The sequence below is a fragment of the Prochlorococcus marinus genome, assembly GCF_001180245.1.
GTDB classification, from domain to species: Bacteria; Cyanobacteriota; Cyanobacteriia; order PCC-6307; family Cyanobiaceae; genus Prochlorococcus_A; species Prochlorococcus_A marinus_F.
In genome coordinates this window covers 37,914-54,449 of sequence record NZ_CVSV01000037.1, presented here as the reverse complement: position 1 = coordinate 54,449, position 16,536 = coordinate 37,914, and the positions used below count along the sequence as shown (strand labels likewise).

Sequence of the window (16,536 nt, the reverse complement as noted above, 5' to 3'; positions counted from 1 at the left end):
TAAATCAAGTGTTACAAACTTACGGAAAATCTGATGTCACCTATGACTGGTACGCAGGGAATTCTGGTGTTGTTGGCCGTTCAGGTAAATTCATAGCTGCTCATGCTGCTCATGCAGGTCTAATGATGTTCTGGGCAGGAGCTTTTGGATTATTTGAATTGGCTCGTTACGACGCCAGTATTCCAATGGGTGCACAGAAAGCAATTGTTTTGCCTCATCTAGCGGGTATTGGAATTGGTGGTATTGAAAATGGTGTTATTACAGAACCATATGGAATTGTTGTAATTTGCACATTACATCTAATTTTCTCAGCAGTATTGGGTGCTGGGGGATTATTACATTCCAACAAATTTGCAGGTGATCTTGGAGACTACCCAGAAAATAGTAAGCCACAAAAATTTGATTTCGAATGGGATGACCCAGATAAATTAACTTTTATTCTTGGTCATCATCTAATATTTCTTGGCCTTGGAGCAATTATGTTCGTTGAATGGGCTCGTATTCATGGAATTTACGACCCAGCAATAGGATCTACAAGACAAGTTATTTACAATTTAGATATCGCCGCTATCTGGAACCATCAATTTGATTTTTTAAAAATAGATAGTCTGGAAGACGTTATGGGAGGACATGCTTTCCTAGCTTTCCTAGAAATAATTGGAGGTGTTTTCCATATTTGTACTAAACAATTTGGAGAATATACAGAATTTAAAGGAAAGGGATTACTTGGTGCTGAAGCAATTTTGTCTTACTCAGTTGTTGGTGTTTCTTATATGGCTTTTGTTGCTGCTTTTTGGTGTGCTTCAAATACGACAATATATCCTGTTGATCTATATGGAGAGCCCCTAAAGCTTCAATTTGAATTCGCCCCTTATTTTACTGATACAGTAGATTTAGGTTCAGGAGCGTATAGCTCAAGAGCTTGGCTTGCTAATACTCATTTTTATTTGGGTTTCTTTTTCTTACAAGGTCATCTTTGGCACGCACTAAGGGCAATGGGATTTGACTTTAAGAAAATTGGTCAAGCTTTTGACAATATTGAAAATACGAAAATTACTCAAAACTAATTTAAATTAATAAAAAAACTCTTCTCTAACAGGGGGGTTTTTTTTTGTAAAATTATTTTAAGTACTTAAAAAGTTAATGGATAATCTACAAAATATTAATTGTAAGGAGATTTTTAAAAAGGCTTATGAAAATCGTTACACCTGGAAGAATGATTTTCATGGTTACCAAGGTAAATGTATTTTCTTGACTAAGAATAATATTCACAAAGGTGACTTCATATTAGGTAAAGATTTTAAACCAAATATTCAAAATATAGAAGATGATAAAGTTGTTAAAAGTATTGCATCTCAGTTATTTGAAGTGTGTATACATAGGGTAAAGAGAGAATTTGAAGCAGTGCATTCAGAAAATAATTTTAATCTACTTAAAAATTCTGAAAGTGGGATTGAAATGAGTGTTTCAGGTAAGAATCAAGGTGATAAATATAGAGTTAAAAATAACTGTATTAATATGGTCTACAGAAAAATTCATGGGACTATAATAGAAATTTTTGTAGAAGAATTTTTAGATACAGGAACAGGTTCCCTTAGCAAAAAATACAGTAGTCAACAAATTAATCCAGATACACTTGAGAAAAATTCTCAAAAATTGGAATACGAGGATGAATTTCTAAACATGGGTCAAGACGATTATTGGATATTAAATTCGAGGACAATAAAATACATAAACCAATATGAAGAAGAAGAAACACAAAAGTTTGTTTTCGAACGTCTATGCTTATTAAATTAGGTTTTTTATTCAACTAATCTAAACCCTTTATCAAGTAGCTTTTGATATAAGAGTCTTGCTCTAAAAGCTAGAATTTGCTCTTCCTTTTCATTACTAATTACATGAAAATAATTATTATCTAATTTATTTTTGCTAAAGCATACATTTGCTTCTCCTAATCTTAAAGTCCAGTTTTCTTCTTTTGCTAAATGTTGATTAGGGCCAAGATCCCAAGGACATTTTTCAGGATATTTTTCTCTTTTAGAACCCATATGATTAATTTTATCTACCCAATATTAGTAAAAATTTAAAAGTATGGCTATGAAAAATAGTTTATAACTTTTTCATAAAGTTGTTGTTTAATACTATGCCACTAAAAATTACTCTTTGGTAGCGATTAAACAATAAAATGGATCTTTATTTAAAAAATTAAAAATATTAAGTGCTGGTTTAGTAAACTTTTTAATAATTTTTGGCTCATTAAATCCGTTGGAGATTAATACTCTTCTTACATATTTAACCCTCTCTTCTTCAGTAGAAGAAGTCCATATGTTAGGTGCTTTATGCCAAAATGCTCTGTTTGAAAAAGCAATAATAATCTTGCCATTTCTACTCAATATTCTTGCAATTTCTTTGGTTAAATTCTCTGGATATTGTAAATATTGCCATGCTGCAACCATCAAGCAATAATCAACGCTTTCTTTATCTAGAGGAATTTGTTGACTTAAATTAAAATTTTGTATCCAAAAAGAATCAAAAATTTTGTTTTTTTCAAGTTCTTGTTTGTTTAAACCATGTCCAATAACTTTTTTATATTTTTTCCATTTAGGTAAATAACTATCCCAACTGGACATTAAATCAAGAACGGTTGAGTAATTATCAATTTCTCTTTCATATAAATCTGATAGATTTTGACGGAAGTTTGCATCTAGATGATAAACAAATTTTGGATCAGAATAAAATTCTTCATCATTACTCTCATCAAGTTTTTTCCTTTGATAATTATTTAAAACTTCCAAAGCAACTAATTAAGAATCAACATTTCAAATCTAGTAAAAAGAAATTCTAATTGTGTATTAGGAATTTTTTTCATTTAATAAATTAAAAATTCTCAAAAAAACTAGACATCTATTCAAAAAAAGTTAAATTATTAATTAATGATTTAATAATGATGATTGAGTTCAAGAGGAGCAAAAAAAATAGGTCTAAAAATGCTCTTTTCAATCCTTATAAAAACGGAATAAGTTCATACGATATGGCATATCTTTCATCAAAAAGAAACTTAAAAAATAAAACTGTTTATCTAGGAAATGATTCTAAGAAAGATTATCTTGCTGCATAGAGATGCCTTACATTAATGTTTCGACTTCAGCAAAAGTAAATGATAAAGATAAATTACTTGAAGAAATTTCAATTCTTATTTCATCTTTAACTAACAAATCAAGAAGTTTTGTTATGGCTAAAATAGATGATAATTGCAAAATGTATTTTGACGATGAGACCCCTTCTTGCTTTTTAGAAATCAAATCAATAGGTTCTCTAAACCCTTCTGAAATGTCAAAGCCAATATCAGATTTTGTATATGAGAAAATGGGGATCCCATTAGATAGGATTTATATTTCTTTTGAGGATGTGCCAGCTTCATTTTGGGCTTGGAATGGAAGAACATTTGGTTAAGAATTTTTTATATTTAAAACTAATGGAAATAAATAATTTAGTTGATTTAAATAACCTTAGAACTGCTCCTCAATTAAGTAATAGACAGGAAAAAAAACTTTTAGAGGAACTAGAAGTAAATATTTTTAATGCAGATTGGATAACAATAGGCATAATGGCACCTAGTGATAAAAAAGCTTTTAAAGCATTGAAATCAATTTCTAAGAAATATTCCTCAATTCAATTTGGAAATCTAGATTCCCTTCATGCTTATGGAGGCGTTTTTTTAAAAGCTAATCAAAAAACTAGTAATGTTTTTGTTAGATCTGAAAATGGTCTTGGAGAAGGAATTTTAATAACATGTCAGTATGACGAAAGTGCTAAAGAATCTAATACTTTTGGACCATTGCCATTAGATTTTTTTACATAATCCATTTTTATCAAGAATCTATTTTTATGAAAGTTTTTTATAGGATGATGTTTTTGAGAACTTGGAATTAAAAATATTTTTTACTTTAAAGCTTTGTTATTATGTCAAGTGGCATTGATCTAAATTCTTCCACTATTTTAATTAAATGTTTTTTCAGGATATAATTCAAAATTTAAATAATTTTTGGTCAGAGGAAGGTTGTTTGATTATGCAGCCATATGATACCGAAAAGGGTGCTGGAACAATGAATCCGCATACTTTTTTAAGGGCTATTGGACCAGAGCCTTGGAGTGTAGCATATGCAGAGCCATGTAGAAGACCTACTGATGGACGTTTTGGCGACAACCCAAATAGGGCGCAACATTACTTTCAATATCAAGTAATAATTAAACCTTCACCGGATGGAATACAGGAAAAATATTTGACATCTCTAGAATCTCTTGGAATTAATCCTAGAAATCATGACATAAGATTTGTGGAGGATAATTGGGAATCCCCAACACTCGGAGCATGGGGTGTGGGTTGGGAAGTTTGGCTAGACGGAATGGAAGTTACTCAATTTACTTATTTTCAACAATGCGGGGGTATAGATTGCAATCCAATCCCAATTGAAATCACTTATGGATTAGAAAGGATTGCTATGTTTTTGCAGGATAAGGAAAGTATTTGGGATTTAAATTGGAACAAAAACTTAACTTATAGCGATATATGGCTTCAATTTGAGAAAAGTCAATGCTCTTATAACTTTACTGAATCCAATGCAGATAATCTCAGGAAATTATTTGATATCTATCAAGATGAGGCAATTTCTTTAATAGAAAAGAAATTAACTTACCCTGCGCTTGATTTTGTTTTAAAGTGTAGTCATACATTTAATCTTCTTGATGCTAGAGGAGTAATTTCAGTTACTGATCGTGCACAATATATTGAAAAGATTCGAAAATTAGCAAGAGAAGTTGCATCTTCATGGATGGAAGAAAGAAATGGCTTGAATTTTCCCTTAATAAAAAGCACTTCTGAATAATTATCTCAAGTTAAAAATTATGTAACATTTGTTACTTGAAGTTGAATCTATTATTCCTACCCAAAAAGGCTGGCTTGGATAAAATCCAATTACCCATCTCTATGGGTATTTTTAGTGTGAGGTAAAATGAAACTCTTCCAACAAATGTTGGTTGCATGTGCTTCTATGAGTTTATTAACTCCTATTGTTGCACAAGCATCTGACATAAATATTGAAGAAATGAATGACTACGTTCGTAGCAGCAAATCTTCAAAAAAATTTAATAGCAAAACGTTTACTAATGAAGTTAGTGGCGAAATCGCAAATCTTAATGGTCGTGTTGACGGTTTAGAGGTTCAACAAAAAGGTTTAGAAGCTGGCAGCTTTTCAGATACAACTACACTTGATGGTAGTGCTGTTTTTGCTGCTACAGCAATAGATGGTGCAACTAAGGTAAATTCATCTGCAACAGAAAATCTGCAGACGATGTATACCTACACCATGAACTTAAATACAAGTTTTACTGGTGATGACAATCTTTATGTTCGTTTAAGAACTGGTAATGGTAAGGTTAGTGGCGGATCTTTCTACGAAAAGACTGCTTTCTATCACACAGATACTTATTCAGGTGGTGTTGACGATCTTAAAGTTGATAAAATCTGGTATACAACACCAATTGGTAGTAGTGAAAAATGGACAGCAACAATTGGTCCAAAGATTGAAAACTACTATATGTACGCAGCGCCTGTCTCAATTTATAGACCAGGATTCCATAAGGCTTTCAAGTTAGGTAGTCTTAGTGGTGCATTCGGTGCAAGCACTGCTACTGGAGGTGGTATTAAATATGTTGGCGATAATGGATTCGCTTTTAGTACTAATTTAGTTTCAAAAGGAGCAAAAAGTTCATCTGGTTTATTAACCAATGAAGATGAGCATAAATGGGATACAATGCTCGCTTATACACAAGATCAATATCATGTTTCTCTTTCATTGTCTCAGCAACATGAAGATTGGTCTTCATTTAGTTACTACGCAACTGACGCTGCAGTAGCTGTTGAGGAAGACTCTAATGCTACAGCTTATGCTGCAAGAGCATACTGGAGGCCAGAGGATTCAGGAAGTGCGATGCCTGAAATATCTGTTGGTTACGATATCATCAATCTGGAAGGGCAAACAGGTAACAGTGTTAAAGAAGCAAGTAGTTACTTTGTTGGTTTAGGTTGGCCTGATATGTTCCAAGACTCTGACTACATCGGAATAGGTTTTGGTCAGCCATTAAAGGTTGATGAAACTGCTAATGGTGCAGCTGCTGATGATGCCGGTCTAAGTCCATTCTTATGGGAAGTAAGTTACTCCTTCAAACCAAATGATTCAATAACAGTGATTCCTGCTGTATTCGGTGGAACTGATATCCAAAGTTCAACTGATCAAGATATCTTTGGAGCAGCAGTAACTACTAAGTTTAAATTCTAAATTCTAAACTTAATGTAAAAAGGGGCACTTAAGTGCCCCTTTTTTTCTTTTAAAATTCGTAATCTATAATTCTATATTGGTTAAGAGTTTACCAACAATTTTCTCCTTCTCCAATAGGAACACATACACTTGCTTTTGCTGCTTCATCCGCCAATTTTTGAGCTTGTTCATCAAGAATGAAATCAGCTTCTATAGGCATATCTGTATTCCATTCTTTAAGTCCTCCTAAGTCACTTTCTTCTGCTTTTAAGCTTGAGCTTCCAGTCGAGGTCAGAGCTACAACACTAGTTGTTGCTAAGAATAATGCAATGGAAGTTTTTTTGTTCATTTAATTAATCTTTCTGTATACATAATAAATAGTTTGGGCTAATCTTTCTAATCGATGTATAAAATGATGCTTGTTGCATTACTTATTCAATTGCCTAGTCTTCTTAAGAAATTTGAATATGATTTGTAAATTAGATCAACTTCTTCTGATCTACCATATTTAGCAAGTAATGATCTTGCCGCAGCATCTAGATCAAACAAATATTCTCTTTCTTCAATACTTTTTACATAGCTTTCAATCCAACCAATAAATACTAATCTCTCACCATCAATAACTTTTTCTACTGAATGTAAATATGTACTTGGATATATTATTATCTCTCCTGCATCAAGTTTAAATTTTTCTTCTGAGTTTAAACCCTGTATTGATAAAGCACCGCCTTCATATTTTTTTTTACAATTTAGAAATACTGTAAAAGATAAATCTGCTCTTCCAGACGACATATAAGCATTATCAATATGACATCCATATTTCATCCCACTTGTTGATTTTGAAAAGATTGTTCCATGAATTTTTTTTGGTAAAGCAAAGCTCTTGATAAGTTCATTACTAAGGATTTTACTTGTAATCAATCCAGAAAACTTTATTGATAAATCTGAATCTCTTCTTAGTTGTAAATTATTTTTTTCCTTAGCGGCATGCTTTCCGGCAGTTAACTTGCCATCTTCCCATTCTAGTGAATCTTTTTCTAAATTTTTTCTGAGTATTTTTAATTCTTCAGAATTCAATAGTTTATGAGTCAAATAATTCATCCTTGATATAAAAAATGATACAAATCAATGTATAGAAATTCTCTTTGTGAGGCCTTGCTATGGAGATAGATATAAAGTAACCATAGATACTATTTCGAAAAAGTGCAAAATCTAAAAAAACTACTTTACTCAGTATTAACATGTACATTTTTGCTAAACATTAATATACCTGCTAATTCAACAGAAAAAGAAGTCAAAGTTTATTCTGGGAGGCATTACAATACAGATAGAAGTGTTTACAAAAAATTTGCTGAAGAAACTGGTATAAAAGTTCGACTAATCGAAGCTGCTGGTATATCTTTAATTGAAAGGTTAAAAAGAGAAGGAAAAAATTCTCAAGCTGATTTAATATTGCTAGTAGATGCCGCAAGAATCACTAATGCAGCCAAAGCTGGATTACTTCAACCAATAGAATCTTCTAATTTAGAAAATGATGTACCTGTTGGATTAAAAGATCCAAATAAGGAATGGTATGCATTAACAAGAAGAGTAAGAGTTATGGTCGCCAATCCAAAAGTTGTCGATGTTAGCAAGATCAATGATTACACTGATTTGGCTGACCCTTCTTTAAAAGGGAAAGTATGTTTAAGAAATAGAAAAAGTCCATATAATCAATCTTTAGTCGCTAATCAGATACTCAATAAAGGTGAATCAGAAACTAAAGCTTGGTTAAGTGGAATGATTTCAAATGTTTCCCAACCTTTTTTCCCAGGAGATATATCTATTGTAAGAGCAGTTTCAAAAAGAAAGTGTGGTATTGGTATAGTTAATCATTACTATGTCGCAAGAATGCTAGCTGGAATAAATGGAAGAAGAGATGCATTATATGCTAAAAGAGCTACAGTTCTTACACCTAATCCTGCACATGTAAACATTAGTGCTGGTGGTGTTGCAAAATACGCAACAAATAAAAACGAAGCAATTAAGCTTCTCGAATTCTTAGCATCTCCTGAAGGAAGTAAGGGTTTGGCAGCTCCAACTTTTGAACATCCTTTGAAGGAAGTTAATCAGAATGAAATAGTTAAGAACTTTGGAGATTTTACCCCTGATAGAATAACTATAGAAGATCTTGGAGAAAAAAATTCTTTAGCGATTAAACTTATGAGAGATGCAGGGTGGGATTGAAAATTAAGATAATTATATAGTCCATAATTTTTGCTTCATTCCGTGCATACTTATAAAAAGGCGGAGAGGTGGCTGAGTGGTCGAAAGCGAACGACTCGAAATCGTTTAATAGGAAACTATTCGTGGGTTCGAATCCCACCCTCTCCGTAAAATATTTTTTAGACGAAAATTTTAACTTAGGAATTAGTCATAGACTTGAAGATTTTCCAGTAATTTGGACTTAACTTTTCAATTTCTTATTTTGTGTTGTGGGATTTGTTGTGGGTTTATTAACTATGAGTTGGTTTACCCTTCCATATCTTTCCCATATCAGCACATAGGGTCTGAACTCAACTTCTAGACTCTCCGTTAATTTATAGTTTCTGGAATTCCTAAAAATAAATAAGAGAGCATTAATTTACCTTCTTTGAGTCTTATGCACTTCGCTTTCCACAAAGTCGATGAAGTGCTTTTGACTCCTGAATTATTACTAGTCCTACTGAATGGGAAAAGATAGTCGAGACAACCACAAAGCACTAATACTCGGGTATTAATACTCTATTAATTTTAATTGAATAGGCGGATAATTAAGGAGTAGAGATATAGGAGGTTTTATTTTTATGAGACTCACCAATCCATTTATGGCCCTTAGAAATGTAACTTCAGATATTTGGAAAATGCATGATTTTAATTATCAACTACCAGAAGATCAAATACTAGATTATTGGGAAAAAGAATGTATAGACCACCCAACAAGTTCTCACTGCAAAGTTTACTAAAAACAATAAGACTTTAAGATATTAAAAAAAGACCCTTTTCAGGGTCTTTTCTTCTATTTAAGAAGATCTTTTTTTAATTTAAAACTAAAAAATGCCTTTTAATAATTCAATATCAAAATATGATTGGCAGTATCTTGTAACTGGATTTTCTTTAATCTCAGTTTTTATTATTACGGATTTAATTGGAGTTATTGATAAAGAATATTTTTACTTTGTACCAAGATTAATTAGTGATCAACCTTATAGGATTTTCACGTCAATACTTACTCATGCAGATTTAAATCATTTATTAAGCAATCTCGGTGGAATAATCATTACTAGATATTTTTTAATGAGACTTGGAAAAAAAAACAGATTTTTTTATTTGAAATTTATTTTAAGTTGTTCTTTTTTAAATTTTTTTATTATCTGGTTTTACGAAAAGATCTTATCGTATTTTAATATCTATCCGAATTATGCCGCTTTAGGATTTAGTGGAATAATTTATGCTTTATTTGGATTCATACTATTAACTTCTTTTTATGGAAAGAAATATTTTTTAGGGAAAGAAATTGGTTTTCAGTCCAATTATGAAGTTCAGAAAATGTCGAAAACAATATGCCTTATAGGTTTGATTTTCTCTTTTTTGCCAGGAGTAAGTTTATTAGGTCATTTAAGTGGATTTATTGCAGGGTGTTTATTATTTTTAATCTAATTAAGATTATTATCTGATCAAATTAATATAATAATTTCCCAAGATTTCCAACTTTTTTTCTTTTACTCTTTATTTTTGAGTAGATCAATTTTGATATCAAAAGAGACTACTATTCCAATACTTATAAGCAGTAATCCAATCGCAATTTGGGGTGAAAGTAATAATACTATATAAGTCTTATTTAAAATCACCCTATCGAATCTTTCCCAGTAGTGATGAAAGATTGAGTAATATTAACTTCGAATAAAGCATCACCTTAAAAAATGGCATATGTAGAAAATGATCTTGATATATATTACGCAGTTGGAAATGCTAATACTCAAAGACAAGAAAACGAACTTGCAGCAATTATGAAAAAACGTAATTCTGCAGGATGGAAGTTGATATCAACAAGTATCGCAATAGTAGATACTAAAAACCAGTTTTCAAATCTTTATCTATTTTGGGAAAAGAATTATTAATCAATACTGTAGATACTGTATATATTTTTCCAGTGAGTTTTACAAATTAGAAACTCTTCACACATTAATCTCTCATAATTAAATTCCCTTTTCTTTAAATTAGGGTGTTTTTTCTTTATGTCTAAAAATGGGAAACTGTCACATGTGACAGTTAAGTAAAATTCCATTCAGCGCTTCCACGAAAAAGAATTCAATGTCATAATGTGTACGTGTGTGAAGGAGTGGTTTTACAGAAGCAGTGGAAACAAGGAAACACTTGATTTTGTAAAAACCTTAATAGACCCCGTTATCAGGGTCTTTTTTTATGCAAATTCTTTGCTTCTATTCACTTTCCTATATCTTTCTAGGGATTCCCTATGAAAGATTTGATAGTGGATAAAATAAGTTACTTTCCGAATATTTCCTGTTTGATTCTATAATTTCCCTTGTAGGAAAAGATGTTATTTGCCCTCTACATTTTTGATAATTGTTCTTAATGTTCATCTCATATGAATAAAAAAGATCTAAATTTTAATTCAGTAATTTTTAAAATATTTTTTACCTATTTAGGGGTTTATTTTTTTGCTCTAATATTTAAGTATACCTATGATCTTGAGTCCCTATTTAATAATATTCAATACAAATATTTGATTGCTTTAAATACAGTTTCTATATTTTTAGGCCTCCCATTAACAATTATTTTTGATTTTATCTTAATAAAGATTTTTGGGTTGAATTATGTTTTGTTCTTTTCTCCTGCCTTATCAATTTTAAGTGTAATTCAAGTTCTTATTCTGAGAAAAATTAAATTTAAATTTTCTAGAAATATATTATTTTTAAAAAAACCGGAAAGAAATAATCTTTATAAATTTTTTGACAATATTACTTTTAGATCTTTTTATATTTTAATCATTAGATCTTTCCCAATCCTACCTCATGTTTTGGGTAGTTATATTATTGCATCGTCAAAAATCAAAAAGAAGGTAATTCTAATAAACACATTTTTTGGATCATTTTTTTATTATGTTTTCCTTTATCTAATAATTAGGTAATGTTTAGTGAAATTTACTTTTCCCAAAACGGGTCTGTAGTTAATGAAACTTGCAACTTACATTTTTTATTATTTTTAATTTCACTTATACAAGCCCTTACTGTTTCACCATTTACATCGATTTCACAGGCTCCACAACTTCCTGTCAGGCAGCCAGTAGGGATTTCTAAACCTGCTTTTTCAGCAGAAGAAAACCAGTCATCACCATCGGAAACAATGGTTTCTTTATTGTTTGGCCATATTACTTTTATATTTTTGGTTTCTTTCAACTTAAAAATGATTTGAGATTTAAATGTTTGTGGAATTCATTTGCAAGATTATCAATAATGGATTGTCTCTTCTCTTTATAAGATATTGATTTTTTTTCTAATATTGGTAGATTTTTTCTCTTCCTTATTAAATTAATATATTGCGCTCTCCAACTGTCATTTTCAAAGAGCCCATGAATGTATGTTCCTGCAATAGTTCCACCTTTATTATTTTCTTTGTACCAACCAAGATCTGAATCTTCAAAAATAGGATTAATCCTTAATGAATTTTGGATGTCATCTAATACAGTTTGACCATTATGAATTTCAAATCCATTAATTTCTGATTGGCACGGCCATATAGATTTAGAGTTAATTTGACGTGTTAATTTTTTTTTAAAGAAAGTCGTTTTTATTGGTAGTAATCCAATACCTTTAATTTTTTGTTCAGAATAATTTTTGGAACCCTCTTTGAAATACGGATCTTCAATTGCAGTCCCTAACATTTGTAAACCTCCACATATTCCAATAATATTTCCTTCATTCTTTGAATAGTCCCTTATATCCTTAGATAAGCCAGAATTTTCAAGAAATATTTGATCTTTAATCGTTTGTTTACTGCCGGGCAGAATAATGAAGTCATACTTACTTAGGTTTTGTGATTTTCTAATCCACTCAATAAATATTGTTTCTTCATTTTCTAGGGGATCAAAATCCGAGAAGTTACTAATAGATGGTAATTTTATAATTCCAACTTTGATTTCAGGATTTTTAGAAAGTGATTTTTTTTCTATTAAATCTAAAGAATCCTCTGGAGGGAATGAATCATTTAACCATGGAATAATTCCAATAACAGGGATTTGAGTCTTATTCTCTATCCATTTCTTCCCATCTTCAAATAATGAGAGGTCTCCTCTAAATCTATTTATAATAATTCCTTTAATAAGCTTCTTTTCTTCAGGCTTCATTAATTCAAGAGTACCAATTATTTGTGCAAATACGCCTCCCTTTTCAATATCAGTAACCAAAATGCAATTTGCATTTAAATATTTAGCAACTCTTAAATTAGTCAGATCTCTATGAATTAAATTCATCTCTACCGGACTTCCAGCCCCTTCGATAATTAAACGGCAATTCGGATTCCGATCGTAAATAGACTTTAAACTTTTTTTAATTACTTCCCAGCCTGGAATAAACCAATCTTTATAATAATTTTGTGCGGTTGTGGTCCCCATGCTTTTGCCAAGGTGAATCACCTCGCTTATTGAGTTTCCTTGTGGTTTTAATAAAATGGGATTCATCTCTGCAGAAGGATTAATACCACAAGCAAAAGCCTGAAGTGCTTGAGAATATGCCATCTCTCCACCTTCCAAATCAACCCAAGCGTTGTTACTCATATTTTGTCCTTTAAAAGGTATTGGTTCTTCTCCTAAATTTTTAAGAATTCTGCAAATAGCAGTAACCGTTAATGATTTACCCGCTCCACTGGAAGTGCCTAGGACCATTATTGGTTTTTTTATTACATGTAATTGTGCTTCTAACTCCATTAGTAATTTATATTAATTTTAAAATTTATTAATTATTAAATTGAATTATAATTTGGTAAAAAATTTGTGTTAATTCTAGCCTCTGCTTCTCAATCTAGAAAGAAATTACTAGAAAATTGTCAAATTCAATTTATCCAAATATCAAGTGACTTTGATGAAAATACTATTAAAGAAAAGAATATTTTTAATTTAGCTTTGGAATTATCTTTTCAAAAGGCTAATAGTTTATATGAAAATATTCAAAACATATCATTGCCAGAAAAATTTGATTATGGTCCTTTGGAAATACTTGGGTGCGATTCAATTTTTGAATTTAAAGGAGAGGCTTATGGAAAACCATCTAATAAAGAGGAAGCATTTAATAGATGGAAAAAAATGTCTGGAGAATTTGGATTTTTACATACTGGTCATACTCTAATAATTGGGGATTTTGATTCAACTTCCAAAATTTTTAAAATCACTGAAATAATAAAAAAAACAGTAAGTTCAAGAGTTTATTTTTCTAATTTGGAAGATTGGGAAATCAAGAATTATGTAGATACAAATGAACCTTTATATTGCGCGGGAGGATTTGCCTTAGAAGGTATAGGGGGTAAATATATAGAAAAAATAGAGGGTTGCTTCAGTAATGTAATGGGATTAAGTTTGCCATGGCTTAGAGAAAATTTATATAGATAATAAAATTGAGCAAAAAAAACCCTATCTTTAGATAGGGTTTTTTTATTGAGATAGAAATTAATCTAAATCAGGCATTTCTAGAGCTGGTTCACTCTTTCTGTCGATTCCTTTTTCGAAACCAGCAGCGGCTGCTCTAGCACGTCCAGCATGCCAAAGATGACCAATGAATGTAAACCATCCTAGGAAGAATTGAGCTGCAGCTAACCATTGTCTTAAATTAACGAAGTTAACAGCATTAGGCTCTGTAATGATTCCACCAACAGAGTTGATAGAAGCGTTTGGAGCATGAGTCATATATTCAGCTGCTCTTCTTACCTGCCAAGGCTGAATATCATTTTGAATTTTCTCAAGGCTCAAACCATTAGGTCCTCTTAGAGGCTCTAACCATGGCCCTCTGAAATCCCAAAATCTCATTGTTTCACCACCAAATATAATTTCACCAGTAGGAGATCTCATGAGATACTTACCTAGACCTGTTGGTCCCATTGTTGAGCCTACGTTAGCTCCAATTCTTTGATCTCTCACTAGGAAAGTAAAGCTTTGAGCTTGTGAAGCTTCAGCATTTGTTGGGCCATAAAACTCTGAAGGGTAAGCAGTGTTGTTGAACCAGATGAATGTTGATGCAATAAAGCTTGCTACACAAATTCCACCAAGAGCGTAACTTAATAATCCTTCACCATTCCAGATAAAAGCTCTTCTTGCCCATCCAAAAGGTTTGGTAAAGATATGGAATATTCCTCCAATAATTGCAGTAATACCCACGTAAACATGTCCACCAACAATATCTTCAATGGAGTTAACACCGATTATTGAACCAGCTCCTCCCCATGGAGATCTGAATAGATAACCAAGAATAACTCTTGGATCTAAAGTTGGGTTTACAAGTCTGACTTCACCACCACCAGGTGCCCATGTGTCGTATGCACCGCCAATAAAACACCAGTTTACTGACCATGCTAGTGCGCCAACACCTAGAACAATCAAATGATATCCAAGGATATTTGTCATTTGATTTTTATCTCTCCAATCGGTTGAGAAAAATGGAAAATCTTCTTCAAGTTTTTCTGGACCTGCTAATGAATGGTAAATACCACCAAAACCAAGTACAGCGGAAGCTATCAAATGAACCACGCCTGCTTGGAAGAAAGGCATGATATCAGTAACTTCACCACCTGGGCCTATTCCATAGCCAAACATTGCGACGTGTGGCATACAGATTAAACCTTGCTCCCACATTGGTTTATCAAAAGTAAAATGATTAACCTCAAAGAGCATCATTGCTCCCGCCCAAAAGACTATTAGTCCAGAGTGAGCAATGTGAGCTCCTAATAAACGTCCAGATAAATTGATTAATCTAGCATTACCTACATACCAGGCATAACCAGTTTCCTCAATACTTTGGTTTGGAGCTCTTAATAAATTATTAAAGGGCGTTTCCACGTGGAAGAACCTCCTCAGGGAATACAAAGTTTTCGTGTGGTTGATCCACAGAAGACATCCATGCTCGCATACCTTCGTTCAAAAGTATATTTTTTGTATAGAAAGTTTCAAATTCTGGATCTTCTGCTGCACGGATTTCTTGGCTTACGAAATCATAAGCTCTTAAATTTAGTGCTAAGCCGACAATACCAATTGATGATGTCCACATACCCATAACAGGTACAAAAAGCATCAAGAAATGTAAGAAACGCTTGTTTGAGAAAGCAATACCGAAGATTTGACTCCAGAATCTATTCGCTGTAATCATTGAATAAGTTTCTTCTTCTTGAGTTGGGTCAAAAGCTCTAAATGTTGAACTTTGAACCTTGCCATCTGTATAAATACTTGTATCTTCATACAATGTGTTTTGTACTGTAGCTCCATGGATAGCGCAAAGTAGAGCACCACCAAGAATTCCAGCAACACCCATCATGTGAAATGGATTTAAAGTAATATTGTGAAAACCTTGAATGAACAGGATATAACGGAAGATTGCTGCAACACCGAATGAAGGAGCAAAGAACCAACTATGCTGTCCTAAAGGGTAGATAAGGAAAATACTTGTGAATACTGCAATTACTGCTGAGAATGCTAAAGCGTTGTATGGTCTAATTCCAACAAGGCCAGCAATTTCAAACTGACGAAGCATAAAACCAATAAGGCCAAATACTCCATGTAATGCAACGAAATTCCAAAGTCCACCAAGTTGTAGCCATCTTACGAAACTACCTTGGGCTTCAGGACCCCATAAAAATAGAAGACTGTGTCCCATGGCATCACCAGGGGTGCTTACAGCTGCTGTTAAAAAGTTACAACCTTCAAGGTATGAGCTTGCAACTCCGTGTGTGTACCAAGAGGTAACAAATGTTGTTCCGACGAACCATCCACCTATAGCAAGATATGCACAAGGAAGAAGGAGTAGTCCGGACCAACCAATAAATACAAAGCGGTCACGCTTCAACCAATCATCGAGGACATCAAACCATCCTCTCTGTGGGGCGCTACCAACTGCGATCGTCATGAGAAATCGTTTTTAGCTTCGGGATACGCAGTGACTGTAACAAAGATTGAGAGTAATGTGGGGAAATATTTGTATAT

The 16,536-nt window shown here is 32.4% G+C and carries 20 protein-coding genes and 1 tRNA gene; 13 read left to right on the top strand and 8 right to left on the bottom strand.

What is annotated here, in order from left to right; translation table 11 throughout:
* Positions 1 to 8: 8 nt before the first annotated feature.
* Positions 9 to 1,067 carry a chlorophyll a/b binding light-harvesting protein gene (locus tag AMO19_RS00895; RefSeq protein WP_011818785.1) on the top strand — a complete coding sequence of 353 codons (1,059 nt, stop codon included), beginning with the start codon at positions 9 to 11 and terminating at the stop codon, positions 1,065 to 1,067.
* Between the two features lie 76 nt (positions 1,068 to 1,143).
* On the top strand, positions 1,144 to 1,797 hold the full coding sequence (locus AMO19_RS00890; protein ID WP_075506942.1) for a DUF3386 domain-containing protein: 654 nt from the start codon (positions 1,144 to 1,146) through the stop codon (positions 1,795 to 1,797).
* Between the two features lie 5 nt (positions 1,798 to 1,802).
* Here the strand turns inward: AMO19_RS00890 and AMO19_RS00885 are convergent, their stop codons facing one another.
* Both AMO19_RS00885 and AMO19_RS00880 read right to left on the bottom strand, forming a co-directional pair.
* Entirely contained in the window at positions 1,803 to 2,048 is a 246-nt protein-coding gene (locus tag AMO19_RS00885) for a hypothetical protein (protein ID WP_075506941.1), read from the bottom strand.
* A gap of 108 nt (positions 2,049 to 2,156) precedes the next feature.
* Entirely contained in the window at positions 2,157 to 2,795 is a 639-nt protein-coding gene (locus tag AMO19_RS00880; protein ID WP_075506940.1) for a methyltransferase domain-containing protein, read from the bottom strand.
* A 149-nt stretch (positions 2,796 to 2,944) separates the two neighbouring features.
* Here AMO19_RS00880 and AMO19_RS08380 point away from each other — a divergent pair, with 149 nt between their 5' ends.
* The 5 genes from AMO19_RS08380 (at position 2,945) to AMO19_RS00860 (ending at position 6,338) form a co-directional block, all read left to right on the top strand.
* Entirely contained in the window at positions 2,945 to 3,118 is a 174-nt protein-coding gene (locus tag AMO19_RS08380) for a hypothetical protein (protein WP_179850463.1), read from the top strand.
* 2 nt (positions 3,119 to 3,120) lie between these two features.
* A complete protein-coding gene (locus AMO19_RS00875; protein WP_075506939.1) occupies positions 3,121 to 3,453 on the top strand; it encodes a phenylpyruvate tautomerase MIF-related protein in 333 nt (110 codons plus the stop codon).
* A 22-nt stretch (positions 3,454 to 3,475) separates the two neighbouring features.
* Positions 3,476 to 3,862, top strand: coding sequence for a DUF1824 family protein (locus AMO19_RS00870; protein ID WP_075507005.1), 387 nt, complete (start codon positions 3,476 to 3,478; stop codon positions 3,860 to 3,862).
* A gap of 145 nt (positions 3,863 to 4,007) precedes the next feature.
* Positions 4,008 to 4,886, top strand: coding sequence for a glycine--tRNA ligase subunit alpha (glyQ, locus tag AMO19_RS00865; protein WP_075506938.1), 879 nt, complete (start codon positions 4,008 to 4,010; stop codon positions 4,884 to 4,886).
* 126 nt (positions 4,887 to 5,012) lie between these two features.
* Positions 5,013 to 6,338 (top strand): iron uptake porin, encoded by a 1,326-nt coding sequence (locus AMO19_RS00860; protein WP_075506937.1) that lies wholly within the window; start codon positions 5,013 to 5,015, stop codon positions 6,336 to 6,338.
* 88 nt (positions 6,339 to 6,426) lie between these two features.
* On the opposite strand, the gene AMO19_RS00855 is transcribed toward AMO19_RS00860, so the two are convergent.
* On the bottom strand, positions 6,427 to 6,666 hold the full coding sequence (locus tag AMO19_RS00855) for a hypothetical protein (protein WP_075506936.1): 240 nt from the start codon (positions 6,664 to 6,666) through the stop codon (positions 6,427 to 6,429).
* 86 nt (positions 6,667 to 6,752) lie between these two features.
* Positions 6,753 to 7,418 carry a Fe2+-dependent dioxygenase gene (locus AMO19_RS00850; protein ID WP_075506935.1) on the bottom strand — a complete coding sequence of 222 codons (666 nt, stop codon included), beginning with the start codon at positions 7,416 to 7,418 and terminating at the stop codon, positions 6,753 to 6,755.
* 102 nt (positions 7,419 to 7,520) lie between these two features.
* Between AMO19_RS00850 and AMO19_RS00845 the strand changes: the two genes are divergently transcribed.
* From AMO19_RS00845 to AMO19_RS00830, 5 genes are all read left to right on the top strand, one after another.
* Positions 7,521 to 8,543 (top strand): extracellular solute-binding protein, encoded by a 1,023-nt coding sequence (locus AMO19_RS00845; RefSeq protein WP_075506934.1) that lies wholly within the window; start codon positions 7,521 to 7,523, stop codon positions 8,541 to 8,543.
* A 62-nt stretch (positions 8,544 to 8,605) separates the two neighbouring features.
* A tRNA-Ser gene (locus AMO19_RS00840) sits at positions 8,606 to 8,690 on the top strand.
* A gap of 452 nt (positions 8,691 to 9,142) precedes the next feature.
* Positions 9,143 to 9,301, top strand: coding sequence for a hypothetical protein (locus tag AMO19_RS08375; protein ID WP_179850462.1), 159 nt, complete (start codon positions 9,143 to 9,145; stop codon positions 9,299 to 9,301).
* Positions 9,302 to 9,392: 91 nt separating this feature from the next.
* Positions 9,393 to 9,995: a rhomboid family intramembrane serine protease gene (locus AMO19_RS00835; protein WP_075506933.1), complete on the top strand. Its 603-nt coding sequence runs from the start codon at positions 9,393 to 9,395 to the stop codon at positions 9,993 to 9,995.
* A gap of 263 nt (positions 9,996 to 10,258) precedes the next feature.
* Positions 10,259 to 10,456 carry a hypothetical protein gene (locus AMO19_RS00830; protein WP_075506932.1) on the top strand — a complete coding sequence of 66 codons (198 nt, stop codon included), beginning with the start codon at positions 10,259 to 10,261 and terminating at the stop codon, positions 10,454 to 10,456.
* Between the two features lie 1,044 nt (positions 10,457 to 11,500).
* Here the strand turns inward: AMO19_RS00830 and AMO19_RS00820 are convergent.
* A complete protein-coding gene (locus AMO19_RS00820) occupies positions 11,501 to 11,755 on the bottom strand; it encodes a 2Fe-2S iron-sulfur cluster-binding protein (protein ID WP_075506930.1) in 255 nt (84 codons plus the stop codon).
* Complete coding sequence (locus AMO19_RS00815) at positions 11,752 to 13,281, bottom strand: cobyric acid synthase (RefSeq protein ID WP_075506929.1); 1,530 nt, start codon at positions 13,279 to 13,281, stop codon at positions 11,752 to 11,754. Before AMO19_RS00815 ends, AMO19_RS00820 begins: the two co-directional genes overlap by 4 nt.
* A gap of 66 nt (positions 13,282 to 13,347) precedes the next feature.
* Here AMO19_RS00815 and AMO19_RS00810 point away from each other — a divergent pair, with 66 nt between their 5' ends.
* Complete coding sequence (locus AMO19_RS00810) at positions 13,348 to 13,959, top strand: nucleoside triphosphate pyrophosphatase (protein ID WP_075506928.1); 612 nt, start codon at positions 13,348 to 13,350, stop codon at positions 13,957 to 13,959.
* Positions 13,960 to 14,016: 57 nt separating this feature from the next.
* Here the strand turns inward: AMO19_RS00810 and psbC are convergent, their stop codons facing one another.
* Positions 14,017 to 15,399 carry a photosystem II reaction center protein CP43 gene (gene psbC / locus AMO19_RS00805; protein WP_011818757.1) on the bottom strand — a complete coding sequence of 461 codons (1,383 nt, stop codon included), beginning with the start codon at positions 15,397 to 15,399 and terminating at the stop codon, positions 14,017 to 14,019.
* Positions 15,383 to 16,459 carry a photosystem II D2 protein (photosystem q(a) protein) gene (gene psbD / locus AMO19_RS00800; protein WP_002807316.1) on the bottom strand — a complete coding sequence of 359 codons (1,077 nt, stop codon included), beginning with the start codon at positions 16,457 to 16,459 and terminating at the stop codon, positions 15,383 to 15,385. Before psbD ends, psbC begins: the two co-directional genes overlap by 17 nt.
* Between the last annotated feature and the right edge of the window lie 77 nt (positions 16,460 to 16,536).